Annotated in this window: 17 protein-coding genes; 4 read left to right on the forward strand and 13 right to left on the reverse strand. The window is 67.5% G+C overall.

Annotated features, from left to right (window positions below; all coding sequences use genetic code 11):
• Positions 1-4 precede the first annotated feature (4 nt).
• The 4 genes from ssb to HDC29_RS11185 are packed head-to-tail and all read right to left on the reverse strand — an operon-like array spanning position 5 to position 3,408.
• Positions 5-547, reverse strand: a complete 543-nt coding sequence (ssb, locus tag HDC29_RS11170; protein WP_179497545.1) for a single-stranded DNA-binding protein — start codon at positions 545-547, stop codon at positions 5-7.
• Positions 548-580: 33 nt separating this feature from the next.
• A complete protein-coding gene (locus tag HDC29_RS11175; protein WP_179497547.1) occupies positions 581-2,443 on the reverse strand; it encodes a ferrous iron transporter B in 1,863 nt (620 codons plus the stop codon).
• On the reverse strand, positions 2,440-2,688 hold the full coding sequence (locus HDC29_RS11180; RefSeq protein WP_179497549.1) for a FeoA family protein: 249 nt from the start codon (positions 2,686-2,688) through the stop codon (positions 2,440-2,442). Before HDC29_RS11180 ends, HDC29_RS11175 begins: the two co-directional genes overlap by 4 nt.
• 54 nt (positions 2,689-2,742) lie before the next feature.
• Positions 2,743-3,408, reverse strand: coding sequence for a COQ9 family protein (locus tag HDC29_RS11185; protein WP_179498852.1), 666 nt, complete (start codon positions 3,406-3,408; stop codon positions 2,743-2,745).
• 195 nt (positions 3,409-3,603) lie between these two features.
• Here HDC29_RS11185 and HDC29_RS11190 point away from each other — a divergent pair, with 195 nt between their 5' ends.
• Complete coding sequence (locus tag HDC29_RS11190) at positions 3,604-4,689, forward strand: alkene reductase (RefSeq protein WP_179497551.1); 1,086 nt, start codon at positions 3,604-3,606, stop codon at positions 4,687-4,689.
• Positions 4,690-4,724: 35 nt separating this feature from the next.
• Here the strand turns inward: HDC29_RS11190 and HDC29_RS11195 are convergent, their stop codons facing one another.
• The 4 genes from HDC29_RS11195 to HDC29_RS11210 are packed head-to-tail and all read right to left on the reverse strand — an operon-like array spanning position 4,725 to position 7,757.
• The gene (locus HDC29_RS11195) at positions 4,725-5,393 is read right to left on the reverse strand and encodes a hypothetical protein (protein ID WP_179497553.1); all 669 of its coding nucleotides are present in this window, start codon (positions 5,391-5,393) and stop codon (positions 4,725-4,727) included.
• Complete coding sequence (gene ribH, locus HDC29_RS11200; RefSeq protein ID WP_179497555.1) at positions 5,386-5,811, reverse strand: 6,7-dimethyl-8-ribityllumazine synthase; 426 nt, start codon at positions 5,809-5,811, stop codon at positions 5,386-5,388. The genes HDC29_RS11195 and ribH overlap by 8 nt, the downstream gene beginning before the upstream one ends.
• Complete coding sequence (ribB, locus tag HDC29_RS11205; RefSeq protein WP_179497557.1) at positions 5,811-7,085, reverse strand: 3,4-dihydroxy-2-butanone-4-phosphate synthase; 1,275 nt, start codon at positions 7,083-7,085, stop codon at positions 5,811-5,813. Before ribB ends, ribH begins: the two co-directional genes overlap by 1 nt.
• A gap of 57 nt (positions 7,086-7,142) precedes the next feature.
• Positions 7,143-7,757 (reverse strand): ankyrin repeat domain-containing protein, encoded by a 615-nt coding sequence (locus HDC29_RS11210; RefSeq protein WP_179497559.1) that lies wholly within the window; start codon positions 7,755-7,757, stop codon positions 7,143-7,145.
• 89 nt (positions 7,758-7,846) lie between these two features.
• Here HDC29_RS11210 and HDC29_RS11215 point away from each other — a divergent pair, with 89 nt between their 5' ends.
• From HDC29_RS11215 to HDC29_RS11225, 3 genes are read left to right on the forward strand one after another with little or no spacing between them, the layout of a single operon-like run.
• Positions 7,847-8,491, forward strand: coding sequence for an SCO family protein (locus HDC29_RS11215; RefSeq protein ID WP_179497561.1), 645 nt, complete (start codon positions 7,847-7,849; stop codon positions 8,489-8,491).
• Between the two features lie 2 nt (positions 8,492-8,493).
• Positions 8,494-8,940, forward strand: coding sequence for a YcgN family cysteine cluster protein (locus tag HDC29_RS11220; RefSeq protein WP_179497563.1), 447 nt, complete (start codon positions 8,494-8,496; stop codon positions 8,938-8,940).
• Positions 8,921-9,652: a M48 family metallopeptidase gene (locus tag HDC29_RS11225; RefSeq protein WP_257018246.1), complete on the forward strand. Its 732-nt coding sequence runs from the start codon at positions 8,921-8,923 to the stop codon at positions 9,650-9,652. Before HDC29_RS11220 ends, HDC29_RS11225 begins: the two co-directional genes overlap by 20 nt.
• 31 nt (positions 9,653-9,683) lie before the next feature.
• On the opposite strand, the gene HDC29_RS11230 is transcribed toward HDC29_RS11225, so the two are convergent.
• The 5 genes from HDC29_RS11230 to HDC29_RS11250 all read right to left on the reverse strand — a co-directional run bounded on the left by HDC29_RS11230 (position 9,684) and on the right by HDC29_RS11250 (position 15,318).
• Positions 9,684-11,879: a PBP1A family penicillin-binding protein gene (locus HDC29_RS11230; RefSeq protein WP_218844511.1), complete on the reverse strand. Its 2,196-nt coding sequence runs from the start codon at positions 11,877-11,879 to the stop codon at positions 9,684-9,686.
• A 53-nt stretch (positions 11,880-11,932) separates the two neighbouring features.
• On the reverse strand, positions 11,933-12,340 hold the full coding sequence (gene msrB, locus HDC29_RS11235; protein ID WP_179497571.1) for a peptide-methionine (R)-S-oxide reductase MsrB: 408 nt from the start codon (positions 12,338-12,340) through the stop codon (positions 11,933-11,935).
• 88 nt (positions 12,341-12,428) lie between these two features.
• On the reverse strand, positions 12,429-13,532 hold the full coding sequence (locus HDC29_RS11240; RefSeq protein WP_179497572.1) for an FAD-dependent monooxygenase: 1,104 nt from the start codon (positions 13,530-13,532) through the stop codon (positions 12,429-12,431).
• A complete protein-coding gene (locus HDC29_RS11245; protein WP_257018247.1) occupies positions 13,529-14,242 on the reverse strand; it encodes a methyltransferase domain-containing protein in 714 nt (237 codons plus the stop codon). Before HDC29_RS11245 ends, HDC29_RS11240 begins: the two co-directional genes overlap by 4 nt.
• The gene (locus tag HDC29_RS11250; protein ID WP_179497574.1) at positions 14,239-15,318 is read right to left on the reverse strand and encodes a type III polyketide synthase; all 1,080 of its coding nucleotides are present in this window, start codon (positions 15,316-15,318) and stop codon (positions 14,239-14,241) included. The genes HDC29_RS11245 and HDC29_RS11250 overlap by 4 nt, the downstream gene beginning before the upstream one ends.
• Positions 15,319-15,355 lie beyond the last annotated feature (37 nt).

Raw genomic sequence — 15,355 nt, forward strand, 5'->3', positions numbered from 1 at the left:
AGCCTCAGAACGGGACGTCGTCGTCCAGATCGTCGTCGAACGGCGGGCGCCCGCCGCCCGCGCTGCCGCCGCCCTGGTTCCAGCCGCCGCCCGAGCCGCCCCCGGAGGCGCTGCCGCCCTGATCCCAACTGCCGCCGCTCGACGAAGCGCCGCCGCCCCAGTCGCCGCCGCTGCGTGCGCCACCACCGCCGCCCGGCGCGCCGTCGAGCATCGTCAGCGTGCCGCCCATGCCCGCGATCACGATTTCGGTCGTGTAACGGTCGTTGCCGTCGCGATCCTGCCATTTGCGGGTGCGCAGGCTGCCTTCGATGTAGACTTTCGAGCCTTTCTTCAGGAAACGCTCGACCACGCCGACCAGCCCTTCGCCGTTGATTACGACATTATGCCATTCGGTGCGCTCCTTGCGCTCGCCGGTCATCCGGTCCTTCCACTGCTCGCTGGTCGCGATGCGGATGTTGGCGATCTTGCCGCCATTCTGGAATGACTTGATTTCGGGGTCGGCGCCGAGGTTGCCGATGAGAATTACCTTGTTGACGCTGCCAGCCATCCGCCGCTCCGCTCCGCTTGAAAGTTGGAAGGATCAGCCGAGTCCGAAGGCGACGGCCGTCCAGTAAGTGATACCAGCAGCGGCATAGGCGAGCAGGAACAAATAGCCAACCATGAACATCGGCCATTTCCATCCATTGGTCTCGCGGCGCGTGATCGCGATCGTCGAAATGCATTGCGGCGCAAAGACGAACCAGGCGAGGAAAGCGAGCGCGGTGGCAAGGCTCCACTTGCCCTGCAGCCGTTCGCCCAGCGATTGCGCCATCGCATCCTCGTCGCCATCGGCATCGATCGCGTTCGCGGTCGCCATCGCCGACACCGCGACCTCGCGCGCCGCCATCGCGGGGATCAGCGCGAGCGCGATGTCGTGGTTGAAACCGATCGGCGCGACGACGACCTCGAGCCCGCTCGCGACGCGGCCCGCGACGCTATATTCGACCTGGCTCTCGCCCTCGGGCGCCTGCGGGAAGGTCAGCAGCAGCCACAGGACGACCGTGGTCATCGCGATGATCGTGCCGGCGCGGCGCAGGAATATCCACGCGCGCTGCCACAGGCCGAGGAGGACGTCGCGCAACTGCGGCATCTGGTAACGCGGCATTTCCATCATGAAGCCGGCACCCGCGCCCTTCGCCACCGTGCGGCGCAGCGCCCAGGCGACGACGAGCGCGCCGACGATGCCCGCGAGATAGAGGCCGAACAGCACCAGCCCCTGGAGCCCGACGCCCGTGCCGCCGACGCCGCGGTCGGGAATGAAGGCGGCGATGATCAGCGCATAGACGGGAAGCCGCGCCGAACAGGTCATCAGCGGCGCGATCAGGATCGTCGTCAGCCGGTCCTTTTCATCGGGGATCGCGCGCGTCGCCATGATGCCCGGCACCGCGCAGGCGAAACTCGACAAGAGCGGGATGAAACCGCGCCCCGACAGGCCGACCTTGCCCATCAGCCCGTCCATCAGGAAGGCGGCGCGCGTCATATAGCCCGACGCTTCCAAAAGCAGGATGAAGAGGAAGAGGATGAGAATCTGCGGCAGGAAGACCACGACCGCGCCGACGCCGGCAAGCAGCCCTTCGACGACGAGGTCGCGCAGGAAATTCTGCGGAATATTATCGACCACCCACGCCTGCATTGTCCCGACCAGCGCTTCGAGCGCGTCGGCGGGAGGCCCGGCCCAGGCATAGACCGCCTGGAACATCACGAACATCAGCGCGAGCAGGATGATCATGCCGGCCACCGGGTGCAGCACCACATTGTCGACGCGCTGCGTCCAGCGGCGCACCGGGGTTTCGCTGACGATCGCGGCCTTCGCGATCGCGCGGGCGCGCTGGTGGAGCGACGCGTCATTGGCTTCGGCCGGAGGGGCCGTGCGACCGGCCGCATGCGACCGGATCGCGCCGTCGACCGCGGCGAGCAGGTCGGTCAGCCCGCGCTTGCGCACCGCCACCGTCGGAACGACCGGCACGCCCAATTCCTTCGACAGGCGGTCGGCGTCGAGCGTGAGCCCGTCGCGCGCCGCAAGGTCGACCATGTTGAGCGCGACGACGGTCGGCAGGTTCAGCGCGAGCAGTTCGAGCGCGAAGCAGAGATGATTGTCGAGATTCGCGGCATCGAGCACGACGATCAGCGCGTCGGGGCGCGTCTCGCCTTCCTGTTTGCCGAGCACGACGTCGCGCGTCACCGCCTCGTCGAGGCTCGCAGGGGTGAGGCTGTAGGTGCCGGGAAGGTCGATCAGCGACAGCGGTCGGCCGTCGGCGAAGCTGGCATGGCCCGCCTTCCGCTCGACGGTGACACCGGGATAATTGGCTATCTTCTGCCGCGCGCCGGTCAGTGCGTTGAACAGGCTCGACTTACCCGCATTGGGATTGCCGACGAGTGCGATCGAAGGAATGGCGCCGGTCATGCCGCGGGCTCGACGGTGATAGCCGCCGCCTGCCTGGCCCGGATGATCACCTTCATGCGACCGACGGTGAGCGCGAGCGGATCGCGCGAGAAGATGCTGCCGCGATGGTGCGGGGTGACTTCGCATCCTTCCATCAGGCCGAATTCGCGTAACCGCCGCCCCTCGTCGTCGGACATTGCATTCCAGTCGATACGGGCGATCCGCACCATCACGCCCAAAGGCGATTTGTCGAGCAAAGCAGTCATTTGCGAGCGATTATCAATAACACTCACCCAGCGCCAGTCCTTTATCTTGGGCGCTCAGCGTCCCGGATAGCGCAATCGTCCGACGAAACGCGCGAGGCTGGGCCGTTCGACGCCGCGCGCCGCGCGGCGATGCTTCCAGCTTTCGAAGCGCATGACCTGATCGATGCGGCGCGCGAGGAAGGCGCGCGTGTCGGCGAAACCCTCGCTCTCGTCGTTGAGGAACACCGCCATCGTCGAACCATAGACCGCGCCGAGGATCGCGCGCTTGCTGTAATGATTATAGTCGGTCGCGGTGTCGCCCGCGAGGCGCCACATATGGTCGGCGGCGCGCCAGCCGAGCTTCGCGGCCTGCGGCACGTTTGTCGGCAGCGCGAGCAACGCCAATGCCCGGCGCAGCGATTCGCGGTGCGGCGCCAAGAGGTCGATGCGCGTTTCAACCAGCGTCGTGATCCGCTCGCGAATCTTCAGCTTCGCGAGTTTTTCGGCAGGCCAGCGTGCCTCCATCGCCGCGTCGATATCGGCGAACCAGGCATCGACCATGTCGCGTGCCCCGCCCGGAAAGGCGAGCCGTGCAACGTCGGTATCGATCCCGACGCGTGCCGCAGCGTCGGCCAGCGCGGCGTCGCCGAATCCGTCGAAGGCCGCCGATGCGGCAATCAGCGGCGCGAGCGCGGCGCGAATTTCTTCGAGGGTCGGGTCGGCGGGAAGGATCGAAGCCATAGGCACCAGATAGGCCGGACCGCGCGGTTCGGCAACCGGATCGCCATCGGGTGCGTCGAGGCGCGCCTTCTTGGCTGTCATTTAGATTTTCTTTTGCTACTCACCATTGTGCCGGCCCCGCTGCGTCCATAGCTTCGCGGGTCAGGGCGGCGGCCGCAGGGGTCGTCGCTGACAAAAGTGAAACGTGGAGGAACCATGGCCGTATCACTGTTCGATCCGATCAAACTGGGCGCGATCGATGCGCCGAACCGCATCATCATGGCGCCGCTGACGCGCGGCCGCGCCGGACCCGGCTTTGTGCCCAACGAGCTCGCGCGCGAATATTATCGCCAGCGCGCCTCGGCGGGGCTGATCATTTCCGAGGCCACCGGCATTTCGCAGGAAGGGCTCGGTTGGCCCAGTGCGCCGGGCCTGTGGACCGACGCACAGGTCGAAGGCTGGAAGCCGGTGACCGATGCGGTGCACGAGGCGGGCGGACGCATCGTTGCGCAGCTCTGGCATATGGGCCGCGTCGTCCATTCGGTGTTCAACGACGGCAAGCCGCCGGTCTCGGCTTCGGCAACGCAGGCACCCGGCAAGGCGCACACCCCCGTCGGCCGGCTTGAATATGAAGTCGCGCGCCCGCTCGAGCTCGGCGAAATCCCGCGCGTCATCGCCGATTATGCCAAGGCCGCCGAAAATGCGAAGCGCGCCGGTTTCGACGGCGTCCAGCTGCACGGCGCCAACGGCTATCTGATCGACCAGTTCCTGCGCGATGGGTCGAACCTGCGCGATGACGATTATGGCGGTCCGGTCGAAAACCGCATCCGCCTGCTCCGCGAGGTAACCGAGGCGCTGATCGCGGTCTGGGGCGCTGACCGCGTCGGCGTGCGCCTCTCGCCCAATGGCGACACGCAGGGCGTCGACGACAGCGCGCCCGAAGAGCTGTTCCCGGCGGCGGCGGCGGCGCTGAACGAGCTGGACATCGCCTTCCTCGAACTGCGCGAACCCGGCCCCGACGGCACGTTCGGCAGGACGGATGTGCCCAAACAATCGCCCGCGATCCGTCAGGCCTTCAAGGGCCCGCTGATCCTCAACAGCGATTATACGGTGGCGCTGGCCGAAGACGCCCTTGCAAACGGCGCCGCCGATGCGATCGCCTTCGGCCGCCCCTTCATCGGCAATCCCGACCTCGTCGAGCGCATTCGCACGGGCGCCGACTGGGCGGCGGACGATCCGCAGACCTGGTATGCGCCGGGGCCGGTGGGCTACATCGACTATCCGGTGTTGCAGCCGGCGTAAGAGGTTGACGATCCGGGCGGCTCCCGCCGTCCGGATCATCCCTTTTCCGCGAGCGCCTTGTCGACGATCCTCGCCCCGACCGGGCCGACGAGGTTACCGCCGAAGCGAAACAGCACGAAGGCGCCGACGAACAGCAGCAGCGGCTCTATGAAGAGCGCGATGATCGCCGCGATGACGAGTCCGAAAAAGACGGCCATGAAACCGCCGGTGAGTTCGGTCTGACCCTTGGGGCCCAGTTCGATCGTCCGCGGTCCCTTCGCGTCCCACCATTTGCTGGTCACGATCGACTTGCGGGCGCCACCGCCTGCGAGCGGGGGGTTGCTCGCGATTCGCGCGGGGGCAGCTTGCGGCGCGGAGCGATCGGTCGGTTGCCGGCTCCATGGCTTGTTGCGCCCGGTGGTCGCGACGTCGGCGCGCTCTTTCCTGTCATGCGCCGCGGTCGGCCGCGCCGCCGGCTTGGGCACCGGCGCCGGCCGGGCGGTCAATCCCGATTCGGCACGCGCCGCGGCGGACATGTCGGGGGACGCGCTCGTTTTGGGTGGCGTCTTGGCGGGCCGGATCGGTTCGATGCCGAGATTGCGGTCATGGGCATCCATCCGCTCGGCCGCCGTCGGCGGCGTCTGACCGGTTTCCCGGTCGATCACCACCAGCCGCCCGCCGCGTTCGACGACGAAGAGGCGGCTGGGGGGCGGGCGATCAACCAATACCGAATTGTTCCTTGAGGGCCAGCATCGCGAGCGCGGCTTTGGCCGCTTCGCCGCCCTTATCCTTGCGCGTCTTGTCGGCGCGCGCAAGCGCCTGTTCCTCATTCTCGACCGTCAGGATGCCGTTGCCGATCGCCAGCCCGTCGAGCGTCAGCGCCATGATGCCGCGCGCGCTTTCGTTTGACACGACCTCGAAATGATAGGTCTCGCCGCGGATCACGACGCCGAGCGCGACATAGGCGTCAAAGCGTCCGGCGTCGGCTGCGAGCGAGATCGCGGCGGGCACTTCCAATGCGCCGGGAACGGTTACCGTCTCGTGGCTGTGCCCCTCGGCCTCGAGCGCGCTGCGCACGCCGTCGAGGAGCATGTCGTTCAAACGGCTGTAGAAACGGGCTTCGACGATCAGGACGTGCGCCATCAGGCTTCTCCGGGAATGGGGCGTTCGCCGACGACCGACAGGCCATAGCCCTCGAGCCCGACGATATTGCTGTGGGTGGGGGTGAGCAGTTCCATCGCGTGGACGCCGAGGTCGGCGAGGATCTGCGCGCCGATCCCGTAAGTGCGAAGATCCATGCCGCCCGTGGGCGGTGGAAGCGCGTCGGCATCGGCAGAACCGGGGAGCGGGCGCATCAGCATGACGATCACGCCGGCGCCCGCTTCGCCGATCGCGTCCATCGAGCGTTGCAGGCGGCGCTTCTTGGGGCCCGGCCGGCCCATGATATCGTCGAAGATCGAGACGGGATGCATGCGCACCAGGGTCACGCCCTCGGGATCGACCGGTCCTTTCTGCAGCACCAGATTGACCGTGCCGTCGATCTTGTTGCGATAGGATTTGAGCCGCCAGTCGCCGCCATAATCCGATTCGAACGGTTCGTCGGACACGCATTCGACCAGCCGGTCGCTGCGGTTGCGATAGGCGATCAGGTCGGCGATCGTACCAATCTTCAGCCCGTGGCGCCGCGCGAAGGGGATGAGGTCGTCGAGGCGCGCCATCGTCCCGTCGTCGTTCATGATCTCGCAGATCACTCCCGAGGGGTTCAGCCCGGCGAGCCGCGCGATATCGACCGATGCCTCGGTGTGGCCGGCGCGCACGAGCACGCCGCCGTCACGCGCGATCAGCGGAAAGATATGGCCCGGCGTGACAATGTCGTCGCGCGTCTTGCCAGCGTCGATCGCGACCGCGACAGTGCGCGCGCGGTCGCCCGCCGAAATCCCGGTGGTGACGCCCTCGCGCGCCTCGATCGAGGTCGTAAAGGCGGTTTCGTGCCGCGTACCGTTCTGGCGGCTCATCAGTTCGAGCCCGAGCGTATCGACGCGCGCTTTCGTCAGCGTCAGGCAGATAAGGCCGCGGCCGTGCGTCGCCATGAAGTTGATCGCGTCGGGGGTCGCCATCTGCGCGGGAATGACGAGGTCGCCCTCATTCTCGCGGTCCTCGTCGTCGACGAGGATGAACATGCGGCCGTTGCGCGCCTCGGCGATAATTTCCTCGGGGCTGGCCATCGGCGACAGGTCGCTGCCGTTCGCCAGCCAGTTTTCGAGCTTGCGCAGCGTTTCGGCGGTGGGGTTCCAGCCGGGCGAATCGAGGTCGCGCAGGCTGTTGGCGTGAAGACCGGCGGCGCGCGCGAGGCCCGAGCGGGACATCGTCCCGTCCTCGACGATAGAGCGGATCCGATCGATGAGCTGTGTAGACATAATGCCGATGTCTCACATCATAATGTGATTGTCAATTCATACATCACATTCCACTGGTCATTGCGGGCCGAAGGTCGGACCGAACTCGCGCGCTGGCGCATCGGCCTTGGCTTCGAGCAAGGCGACAATTCGTCCGCTGCGATCGTCACGTTTGGCGTAATCGCGTGCCGACATGCCCGCGATATGGTCGGCCTTGTCGGGATTCGCCCCGCGCTTGACGAGCAGGCGCACCATCGCGGCATTTTTTGCCTGCACCGCGAGGATCAGCGCGGTTTCGCCGCGCCGGTTGGTCTGGTCGACGGGCGCCTTCCTGTCGAGGAGCTCTTCGGCGCCGTCGGTGAAGTTGATAAGCGCGGTGTGCATCAAGGGAGTCACGTCCTGGCGATCGCCGATCGACGGATCAGCGCCCTTGGCGAGCAGGAAACGCAGCCAGCTGATATCGCGCCGCTTGGCGACGATGATCAGCGCGGTCTCGCCCGTGTCGGGGTTGCGCGTGTTGACGAACGAGGGATCGTCCTTCAGCGCTTCGGTCGCCTTGGTTCCATCGCGGTTGTCGACCGCCTGCAAAAAGGCATAGCCGCCGCGGAACTGCGCCTGCGCCGGGTGGACGAGCCCCGCAACCGCGAGCAGCATGAGGGAAGAGGCGAGGCGGAACTCCGCGCGTCGAAACATGATCGGGCAACCCCCTGGGGCAATTTGTCCGCCGCGCACCGCGACGACAATGGTTGATTTTCGGCGGCTAGCCGACCAAGGCTGGCCGCATGATGAATATCGCAAATATGGGACAAAGGCTTGTTCGTGCAAGTCTGATCCTCGCTTTCGGCGCGGCGCTCGCAGGATGCAATGGCACGGCGGATAACGCGCCCGCCAAGCCTCCGCTCGAGGGTGCGCGGATCGGCGGCCCGTTCACGCTCATCGACCAGAATGGAAATACCGTCCGCGATACCGATTTCGCGGGCCAATATCGGCTCGTCTATTTCGGCTACAGCTTCTGCCCCGACATCTGCCCGGTCGACCTGCAAAAGCTGATGCGCGGCCTGTCGCAGTTCGAAAAAGCCGACGCGACGCGCGGCGCCAAGGTCGTGCCGCTCTTCATCACCGTCGATCCCGAACGCGACACGCCCGAGGCGCTGAAGCCCTTCGTCGCGCGCTACCACCCGCACCTGCTCGGCCTGACCGGCGCGCCCGAACAGATCGCCGCGGCCGCCAAGGCCTATGTCGTCACATATAACAAGGTGCCGGGCTCGGCACCCGACCGCTATCTGATGGCGCACAGCCAGCTCGCTTTCCTGATGGATCCCGACGGCAAGCCGCTCGCCCTGCTGCCCCTCGACGACCCTTCGACCGATGTCGACGAGGGCGCGCCCGACAAGGTCGCTGCCGAGCTGGCGAAATGGGTCAAATAGCGATGACGGGGGCGACATCGGAGCGCCCCTTCTGGGAAGCGCCGCTAGCCAGCCTCGACGCCGGGCAATGGGAGGCCTTGTGCGACGGCTGCGGCAAATGCTGCCTGCACAAGCTGGAAGACGAGGATACGGGGCGCATCTATCCCACCAATGTCGCGTGCCGCCTACTCGATCTTTCGTCCGCGCGCTGCGGCGATTACAAGCATCGCCGCCGGCACGTTCCGGACTGTTTGACGCTGACCAAAGCGAAGGTCGATGACCTCGAATGGCTGCCGCAGAGTTGCGCCTATCGCTTGCGCGCGGAGGGTGAACCCTTGCCCGACTGGCATTATCTCGTCTGCGGCGATCGCGAAGCGGTGCATCGCGCGGGACAGTCGATCGTCGGCTGGACGGTCGGCGAGGATGTCGCGGGGCCGCTCGAGAATCATCTTGTCGAACGCATCATTTGATCCGTCGACCGACCGGCCGCACATCCGGGTCGGGGACGACGCCTGGCCGGTGCGCGTCGTCCGCCATGCGCAGTCGCGCCGTTATCGCCTGGTTTTCGATGGCGCGCGCGGCGAACTGCGGCTGACGGTGCCGTATCGCGCCAGTGAGCGCGCTGCGCTCAAATGGGCCAACGAACAGCAGGCCTGGCTCGCCGAACAGGCGGGCAAGGCGGTGGTGCCGATCATGGTCGGACCAGGCTCAGTGCTGCCGTTCCGCGGGATCGAACGCCATATTGACTGGGCGCCGGCCGCACCGCGCGCGATCCGCATGGAGGACGACAGGCTGCACGTCGGCGGCCCGGTCGAAACGCTCGGGCGGCGCCTCGAACGCTGGTTGAAGGCGCAGGCTCTCGAACTGATGGAACGCGAGAGCCGCGAAATCGCAGCCGTCGCGGGGCTTGCGGTTGGGCGCGTAGGCGTCGGCGATCCGCGCAGCCGCTGGGGAAGCTGCACCCACGACGGCGACCTGCGCTACAGCTGGCGGCTGGTGATGGCGCCGAACCATGTCCGCCGCGCAACCGTCGCGCACGAGGTCGCGCACCTGCGGCACATGGACCATGGCGCGGGATTCCACGCGCTTGTCGACGAACTGCACGACGGCGACGTCGCGGCGGCGCGCGGCTGGCTGCGCCGCGAAGGGCGTATGCTCCACCGCTATCGCTTCACAGCCTGAGCGGTTCGGGACGCGACCCTAGGGTCAGGAGCTATTCGGAAGGCTCCGACGACGGTCGCTGTGGCGGCGGTCTCGTCGTCGGTGGCGGGACGATTTTCGGCACCGTGATGATCTTGGGCTGGCCGCCGTTCCTGGGGGCCGCGCCATTGTCGGCGGGCGGGCGCCGTCCGGTCTGCTCCTCGATCCATTGCTGGTCGAGCACGGGCCCTTCGTCGGCGGGCGGCGGTATCGGTCCCGTCGGTTCGGGCGGCCGGCTATCATAGGGCAGCTCGATCGGCATGCCATTTTCATCGACGAATCCTTCTTCGCCGGGCTCTCCCATATAGGCTTCGCCCTCGTCCTCGAGCTGCCATTCGGGCAACACGACTTCGGTATCGAACTGTTCGACCGGTCGCCGCGCGACCGCGACGCGCATATAATCGGCGAAGGCCTGTGCCGGGGCGCGTCCCCCCTGCAGACCGCCGACGGGCTTCGCATCATCGCGGCCCATCCACACGCCGGTGGTGATGCCGCTCGAAAAGCCCAGAAACCAGCCGTCCTTGTTGCTCGACGTCGTTCCCGTCTTGCCCGCGACGGGACGGCCGATCTGCGCCGCCCGACCGGTGCCGGTGTTCACCGCGGTTTGCAAAAGGTCGGTGATCCCCGCGGCGACCCAATGGTCGACCAGCGTGGCTCCGCGCTCGGCAGGGCGCTGATAGAGCAGTTCGCCGCTCGCCGTGGTCACCTTGGTGATGCCATAGGGTTGTACCGACACGCCGCCGCGCGATACCGCGGCAAAGGCCGCAGTCATGTCGATGACGCGGACTTCGGCGCTGCCGAGCACCATCGAGGGGTGCGTGTTGACGGGGGTGGTGATGCCGAAGCGGCGCGCCATGTTCGCGACCGCCGAAAATCCGACTTCGTCGCCCAGTTTCGCCGCGACGGTGTTGACCGAATAGGCAAAGGCGCTGCGCAGATCCATCGTGCCCGCGAAACGGCCCGACGAATTGCGCGGGCTCCAGCCGTTGATCGTGACGGGCTCGTCGACGACCGGGTCATTGACCTTATACCCCGCCTCGAGCGCCGCCATATAGACGAACAATTTCCACGCCGATCCCGGCTGACGCAGCGCCTGCGTCGCGCGGTTATAGTTTGAGGTGACATAGTCGGTGCCGCCGACCATCGCGCGCACCGCGCCGTCGCGGTCGAGCGACACCAGCGCGCCCTGCACGCCCTTCGGCGTGTCGGCCTGGATCGCCGCGGTCGCCGCGCGCTGCATGCCGAGGTCGATCGTCGTGTAGACGTCCAATGCCTCGCTGCCTTCGTCGATCAGCATGTCGAGCTGCGGCAAGGCCCAGTCGCTGAAATAGCGCGCGCTGTTCTGCCCGGTTTCCTTGGCGAGCTGGACATTGGCCGGTTCGGCGGCGTCGGCCTGTGCGCGGGTGATCACGCCCGCGTCAACCATCACGTCGAGCACCACGCCGGCGCGACCCAAAGCGGCCTGCGCGTCGGCGGTCGGCGAATAGCGCGACGGCGCCTTGACGAGCCCGGCGACGACGGCGGCCTCCGACAGCGACATTTCGGTGGCGCTATGGCCGAAGAAGCTGTTCGACGCGGCGTCGATGCCATAGCTGCCGCCGCCGAAATAGACCTTGTTCAGATAGAGTTCGAGGATCTGGTCCTTCGAGAATTTCCATTCGAGCGCGAGCGACAGGATCATCTCGCGCATCTTGCGCGCCCAAGTATAGCTGTTCGACAAGAAGATGTTGCGCGCGAGCTGCTGCGTGATCGTCGACGCGCCCTGCATCCGGCGCCCGGTGCCGTAATTTTCGACGGCAAACGCCGCGGCGCGCGCCATGCCGACGGGATCGACGCCCGGATGATAACGAAAACGCCGGTCCTCGACCGCCACCATCGCGTCCTGCATCACCTGCGGCGTTTCGCGCAGGGTCAACCAGCGGCCGTAATTGGGTCCGAGCGACAGGAAGACCGTGCCGTCGGCGGCGCGGACGCGGATCGTCTGCCCCGCGGGCGATTTCTTGAGCTCCTCGAAGCTCGGCATCCGCTGCACCGCGATGCCGACCGCGACGCCCAGCGCGACGAGGCCGACGACCGCGAGGCCGAGGCCCCAGCGGAAGGCGCGGCGCAGCCAAAGGCGCCAGCGCGGCGGCGCGCCGCGTGCCGGGCCGCGGCCTTTGCTGGACGATGACGATTTATTCGACGAAGCCTGCTGTCTCTCGCGGCGCAAAGCCCGTATTCCTTCCCTCACTGCGCCCCAGATGCGTCAGTCCGGGAAGGGGTTCAATCTTCGCCGGTTGACGCCTCATCCTGCCCACGGTCCGCGAAGTCAAGCGCCGCGCTGTTGATGCAATAGCGCAGCCCTTCGGGCCCGGGGCCGTCGGGAAAGACATGACCGAGGTGGCCTTCGCACTTCGCGCAGCGCACTTCGGTGCGGATCATGCCGTGGCTCATGTCATGATGCTCGCTGACCGCGGCCTCGCCGGCAGGAGCGGTATAGCTCGGCCATCCCGACCCGCTGTCATATTTGGTGCGGCTGTCGAACAGCGGCGTGCCGCATCCCGCGCAGCGATAAACGCCGTCGCCCTTGTGGTCGGTATATTTGCCAGTAAACGCCCGTTCGGTGCCGCCTTCGCGCAGCACATGATGCGCCATCGGGTCGAGGGTCTTTTCGGTTTTCGGGTCGGTCATAGAGGATCTCCTTCGGACGGCTCGTGTCCGGCCATCGCCATTGTCGCCAATATCGGTGACGCGCGGCCCGACCGCAAGGGGGTGGCGATCAGCGCGAGCCGATGCGCGTCGCTTGCGATGTCATTCGCACCAGCGACGGGAAAAGTGACGCCAGGCTCGTCACGACCCCGGCCGTGTTCCGGTTTTCGCCGAGCCGCCAGACGATGTCGGCGAGCGCGAACGGCCGTTTCATCGCTGCGGCGAGACGCCGCTGGAACAGGGGCGCGGCATCGACGGCGCCGTGACGCCACGCCGCCACCGCGGCATCGGCGCTGGCCAGGGCGAGCCCCATGCCCTCGCCCGCGAGGCTGGGGATCACGCCCGCCTGGTCGCCGAGCCGAAACAGGCCGCGCGCCGTCTCCCCGGTCCGCCAGCCATAGGGGACATGGCCGATCGCATCGATGTCTTGCGACCAGTCGGCGTGCGCCAGCCGCTCGCCAAGCTGCGGGAGCGTATCGCCCAGCGCCCGGAGCAAGCCGGCCGGATCGCCGCCGGCCTGATCGAGCCGCGATTTGTGGACCGCGAGGCACAGATTGCCGCTGCCGTCCTCCTGCCGTACCAGCCCTGCATAACCGCGGTCGAACAGATGCAGCTCGACCGCATCGCCGACCAGCCGCTCGAGCCCGGGATGCGCGGGCAACCGCAGCCGCAACCCCATCACGGGGTCGCCTCGCTGCCATTGGGCGGGCTCGCGCGGAAAGCTCCGAAAGCCGTGCTTGCCGGTCGCGAGGAAGATTGACGGCGCCGCCAGCATCCCGCCGTCGCGCGTCTGCACGGCGCCTTCGCCAATCGCCGTCGCATGAACTCCGCGTTCGAGCCCCGCGCCCGCGGCCACCGCGGCGGTCTGCAACAGACTATCGAGCCGATGACGCGACACCCCAAGCGCCGCGCCCGGCAGCATCGTTTCGCTCCGCCGCTGGCCTGCGAACAGGCGAACGCGCCGAACCGCCTGCCCGCCCAGCGATACCCCGCCGATCCCGAGCGCATCGAGCCGCGCCAGCGTCTGCCAGCTCAGGAAACCGCCGCACAGCGCATCGCCCGTTTCGCGCGCGCGTTCGATCAGCAGCGCCTTGGCGCCGCTGCGCGCCAGCCCGATTGCCGCCGCCGACCCGGCGGGGCCTGCGCCGATGATGATCGCGTCGGTCCCGGTCACCGGATGCGCTCGACGCAGAGGCGCCAGGGAAAGCTGCGGAAGATGCGGCATTCGCCTGCAACGTCAGGCAGCGCGCCGGCGAGCATCGCCGCCCATTCGGCGCGGCGAAAACCGCGGCCGACCGACAATTGCCCGTCGCGCCGCACGATCGGATCAACCCGCGCCAGCGTCGCGAGCAAAGGATAGCCGGCAAAGGGCAGGCGGTGGCGGTGAAGGTCGTTGACCAACCAGCCGCATGCCGCCTCGCTTTCCATGAAGCGCAGAAATTCGGCCCGCTGCACGGGTGTCATATGATGGCTGACGAGGCTCGACATGATCATGTCCCATCCCTGTCCGGCCAGATCGCGATAGTCGCCGGAGATGAGCCGCGCCCGCCGGCCAAGCCGCGCCCGGGCGACGGCCTCGCTTTTCGGGTTGAGGTCGACCCCGGCGAGATCGAGGCCAATGCCCCGGCGTTCGCCCCAGCGCGCGATCCGCGCGAGCATGTCGCCCGCACCGAAGCCGACGTCGAGGATTCGCCATGGCCGGGCGCCGATGCCGCGCGCGCGGACCCGTTCGAGGAAGCCCAGCGTCGGGCGCGGCGCCAGCGTCAGGGCGTTGATCCGCGACAGGTCGGCAAGCACCTTCGCATAGCGTTCGGACGACAGCTCGGCCGCGTCCATCTCCTCCTCGCGCGCGATCGGCTGCACGAGGCTGGCGAAGGGGTTCATGCCCGGAACCGGATCGCCTCGGCGGCGAGGCCAGGGCCGAAAGCGATCGCAAGTCCGTCGCCGCGCGCGCCGCGCGCCATCATGTCGGTGAGCACGAACAAGATCGTCGCCGACGACATATTGCCGAAACGCGCGAGCACCGCGCGGCTATCGCCGAGCGCCTCCGGCGCGACCGCCAGCGCATGTTCGACCGCATCGAGCACCGACCGGCCGCCGGCGTGGACCGCGAGCAACGGCGGCGCGCCGGCATCGCCGAACAATTCGCGCTGGACGTCCGGACGGGCGAGCGTTTCGCGCAGCCGTCCCGGCACTTCACCCGACAGCGTCATCTCGAAACCCTTGTCGCCGATGTCCCAGCGGATCAGCTCTTCGCTATCATCCAGCGCAAGGCTGCGGCCTTCGCCCAGTTCGAGACCACTCGCCGCCGCCGATACGATTCCCGCCGCCGCGCCGTCGCTGAACTGCAGCATCGCAAGCAGCGGTTCGGGCGCGTCGGCCAGGCTGAGGTGCAGCGTCGACAATTCGACGCTTACGACCAGAACGACCGCGTCCGGCTCCGATCGCACGATATGCCGTGCGGTGCGCAGCGCGGTGACCCCGGCATAACAACCCATGAAGCCGATCAGAACGCGCTCGACCGTCGCGGAAAGCCCCAGCCGCCGCGCGAGGATCTGGTCGATGCCGGGGGCAACGAAGCCGGTGCAGCTCGCGACGACCAGATGTGTGACGCGCGCCGGATCGAGCGCATCGCCGAGGCCCGCGATCGCCCGCATCGCGAGGTCGGGCGCATGTTCGGCATAGGCGGCCATACGGACCGATGTGGGCGGCAGGCCGGGAACGTCGTAGAAACCGCCTGCCGCGACAGGCGACCCGCCCGCTCCGGTGGGCGGCAGCACCGACCAACGATGGTCGATCCCCGACCGCGCCGCCATCCGGATAAAGATCGCGCGCACACGCTCGTCGCCCAGCCGCGACGTCGCCCATTCGATAAAGGCTTGATGGATGTCATGCCCCGGAACCGCGGTGGCGAGGGCGTTCAGCCGGGGGCACGGCAGGGGTGTGATCATCGCGCACATGTGGCCGAAAAGCGGGAAACAGGCCAGCGATTAGCGC

The organism is Sphingopyxis sp. JAI108, from assembly GCF_013410105.1.
In the GTDB taxonomy this organism is placed as follows: Bacteria; Pseudomonadota; Alphaproteobacteria; order Sphingomonadales; family Sphingomonadaceae; genus Sphingopyxis; species Sphingopyxis chilensis.

Bases quoted from the DNA above. Each gene is read 5' to 3' on its own strand.
- HDC29_RS11215 (WP_179497561.1), top strand. From the start codon at position 7,847: ATGATGAATATCGCAAATATGGGACAAAGGCTTGTTCGTGCAAGTCTG.
- HDC29_RS11245 (WP_257018247.1), bottom strand. From the start codon at position 14,242: ATGAACCCCTTCGCCAGCCTCGTGCAGCCGATCGCGCGCGAGGAGGAG.
- HDC29_RS11250 (WP_179497574.1), bottom strand. From the start codon at position 15,318: ATGTGCGCGATGATCACACCCCTGCCGTGCCCCCGGCTGAACGCCCTC.
- HDC29_RS11190 (WP_179497551.1), top strand. From the start codon at position 3,604: ATGGCCGTATCACTGTTCGATCCGATCAAACTGGGCGCGATCGATGCG.
- ribH (WP_179497555.1), bottom strand. From the start codon at position 5,811: ATGGCGCACGTCCTGATCGTCGAAGCCCGTTTCTACAGCCGTTTGAAC.
- ribB (WP_179497557.1), bottom strand. From the start codon at position 7,085: ATGTCTACACAGCTCATCGATCGGATCCGCTCTATCGTCGAGGACGGG.
- HDC29_RS11220 (WP_179497563.1), top strand. From the start codon at position 8,494: ATGACGGGGGCGACATCGGAGCGCCCCTTCTGGGAAGCGCCGCTAGCC.
- msrB (WP_179497571.1), bottom strand. From the start codon at position 12,340: ATGACCGACCCGAAAACCGAAAAGACCCTCGACCCGATGGCGCATCAT.
- ssb (WP_179497545.1), bottom strand. From the start codon at position 547: ATGGCTGGCAGCGTCAACAAGGTAATTCTCATCGGCAACCTCGGCGCC.
- HDC29_RS11175 (WP_179497547.1), bottom strand. From the start codon at position 2,443: ATGACCGGCGCCATTCCTTCGATCGCACTCGTCGGCAATCCCAATGCG.
- HDC29_RS11180 (WP_179497549.1), bottom strand. From the start codon at position 2,688: ATGACTGCTTTGCTCGACAAATCGCCTTTGGGCGTGATGGTGCGGATC.
- HDC29_RS11185 (WP_179498852.1), bottom strand. From the start codon at position 3,408: ATGGCTTCGATCCTTCCCGCCGACCCGACCCTCGAAGAAATTCGCGCC.
- HDC29_RS11210 (WP_179497559.1), bottom strand. From the start codon at position 7,757: ATGTTTCGACGCGCGGAGTTCCGCCTCGCCTCTTCCCTCATGCTGCTC.